4 protein-coding genes are annotated in these 2401 nt (G+C 58.6%); 1 reads left to right on the forward strand and 3 read right to left on the reverse strand.

Annotated features, from left to right (window positions below; genetic code table 11):
• Positions 1-71 precede the first annotated feature (71 nt).
• Positions 72-629: a GGDEF domain-containing protein gene (locus tag AUK77_RS01860; RefSeq protein WP_296125558.1), complete on the forward strand. Its 558-nt coding sequence runs from the start codon at positions 72-74 to the stop codon at positions 627-629.
• 66 nt (positions 630-695) lie between these two features.
• Here AUK77_RS01860 and AUK77_RS01865 read toward each other — a convergent pair whose 3' ends face one another.
• From AUK77_RS01865 to AUK77_RS01875, 3 genes are read right to left on the reverse strand one after another with little or no spacing between them, the layout of a single operon-like run.
• Complete coding sequence (locus AUK77_RS01865; protein ID WP_296125560.1) at positions 696-1364, reverse strand: L-2-amino-thiazoline-4-carboxylic acid hydrolase; 669 nt, start codon at positions 1362-1364, stop codon at positions 696-698.
• 33 nt (positions 1365-1397) lie between these two features.
• Complete coding sequence (locus AUK77_RS01870; RefSeq protein ID WP_296125562.1) at positions 1398-1940, reverse strand: DinB family protein; 543 nt, start codon at positions 1938-1940, stop codon at positions 1398-1400.
• Positions 1941-1968: 28 nt separating this feature from the next.
• Entirely contained in the window at positions 1969-2277 is a 309-nt protein-coding gene (locus AUK77_RS01875; RefSeq protein WP_296125564.1) for an NIPSNAP family protein, read from the reverse strand.
• Between the last annotated feature and the right edge of the window lie 124 nt (positions 2278-2401).

The following is a 2401-nucleotide window of genomic DNA, read 5'->3' on the forward strand; positions in this document are numbered from 1 at the left end:
AAGTGCCCGATTGAAGTCATGACAGAGGTGGTAGGAATGCATCATGCTGCGCCTGCTTCAATTCAATAACCGTGTTGCACTCAGCCCCTGCAACCGCCGATCATCAAAAGCAGCTCGAAACAATCGCCCACTACGACCCACTGACCCGCCTACCCAATCGCGTGTTGTTAGGCGAACGTCTTAAGCACGGGCTGTTGCAAGCTGTGCGTCGGGATAACCTAGTGGCTGTTGTCTATCTGGATCTGGATGGTTTCAAAACCGTTAACGACACCGGTGGGCATGAAGCAGGTGATCAACTGCTGGTTGAGTTGGCGGGCAGGATGAAACATGCCCTGCGTGACGGCGACACCTTGGCCCGGATTGGCGGTGATGAGTTTGTCGCCATTCTGGTTGATCTCGAATCGGTCGAGGCCTGTGAAACCGTATTGCAACGTTTGCTGCAAGCTGCTGCTGAACCGGTGCAACTCGGTGCTCAGCGTTATCACGTGTCTGCCAGCATTGGCGTGGCGCTTTACCCGCACAACGGCACAGATGCCGACCTGCTGCTGCGTTGCGCTGACCATGCGATGTACCAAGCGAAAAAAGCCGGGAAAAACCGCTTCCAGTTTTTTAGTCAGCGGGAGTCTTGAAGGCCCGGGCCGATCAGCCGTGCGCGTTAACTCACCTCTTCCTGCCCTAATGAACCTAACGCGAATCTATGGGGTGTTGCCGCCGTTCAAACCATCACGGGCAATCAACTCGTTGCCCGGCACGCTAAAACGGAAATCGCAGTGCGCGGCGCCACCGGCAAGCGTCTGCGTGCGTTGCAGGCTTACGCCCCACTCGCTGTCCATGCGGAAATCCAGGCTGCACGCAGCAGAGTGAGTCAGCTGCGGCACACCCTGCTCGCGCAAGTAGCTGGCCAGCGGGCAAACCTGCACATCAAAAGCCACACCAGCGACGGCAGGCAGGTTGCGGCGGCGAAAAGGGCGGGTAAACACGAAGCGGAATAGCGCATCCAACAGCCAGCGGACGCGCACCTGCAAACGACTACTGCGCAGACGCGAGGCCTTGAATGCCAAGGCGCTGGCCGGGGCGAAGATCTGCCAGTTGATCCGTTCAATCCACTCGCCGGCCTGCTGTGGGCTAATGCCGTGCTTTTGTAGCGCGCGGTACAGCGCAACATCCCACTGCATATAGGCCAGCAGCAGGTTGACCCCCAGTGAGTGGCGGGGCTGCGTGCGATGCAACTCTCGGTGGAGCGCAACGGCGCGGCCCCACACCGCCGCTGCCGTCGCGGGTGGCAAACACAGAGCCAACTGTTCCTTTGCGGCACGGCCAAAGGCGAGGCCGGGGATAAACAGCAGCAGGGCGAATGGCTTCATCGGCAGTGTCGGCTCTGACGGTTGCTCAGCGCGTTAGCGCGGGTTGAGGTCGGGGATGAGTGCGAGCAAATCAGTCACGCCGACATCCTGGCCTGCCTGGTACAGCAAGGTGCTGGCCTGGCCGCGATGGTGAGTTTGATGGTTGAAGAAGTGCAGCATCAGGCTGGCGTAAGGGCGATGCGCGGGCACGCCTTTCATACTGCGGTAGGCCAGTCCATGGACTAGGTCTTGCTCGGTCAGCGCCGCTACCCAGTCGCTGATATGCCCATCCAGTCGGCTGCGCAATGCCTGCAACGGCGCGAGCGTGTCGAACAACAGCTGATCCAGCGCTGCGGGCTGTTGCAGATCGCCCATCGCCTTGCGCAACTCGGCACAGGCCGGGTGCTCGGCAAAGCGTTTCAGCCAGATGATATCGCCCACGGCAATGTGGTTGAGGGTCGCCAAAATAGACGGAAAAAACGCCCCGCGATCCTCGTTCAATGCCTGCGCAGAAAGCAGGCTCGCAGCCGTGTAGAGCTTGTCATTCATCCACGCGTTATAGCGGGCCAGTAACTGCAAGTGGGCTAGCTGGGACATGGCACTTAACTCGGCAATTAAGGTTAAGTCAGGCATCCAACACCGGACGGAAGAAGGTGCGCTCATAACTGATTACGCACTGCGTCTCTTCGGCATATTTAAAAGCCGCCAGGCACTCGGCGTCGGCAAAGGACTTGAGCCGGTACTGCTCGTAAGATGCCAGGCTGGGGAAGCTGAACATCGCCAGGCCGATATTGTTGGCCCCTTCCGACGGCAAAAAATAGCCGTGATGCGTGCCGCCAAACTTCGCCACCAGGGCAATCCACAGCTTGCCGTAATGCTCGAATTCCTTGAGTTTGCGCGGGTCGAGTACATAGCGGATATGGCAGGTGATCATGGTGGTCTCTCACGGTTGTTATTGGCTTAGCCCGGATTTCTCATGAGGCCGGCAGGCGTGGCCGGTGAAGCCTCGGTGTATCAACAACCTGCCTTCCACCGCTAAAAATTGATCGTTTTTTATT

Source organism: Pseudomonas sp. Ga0074129, assembly GCA_001465025.1.
Lineage (GTDB): Bacteria > Pseudomonadota > Gammaproteobacteria > Pseudomonadales > Pseudomonadaceae > Aquipseudomonas.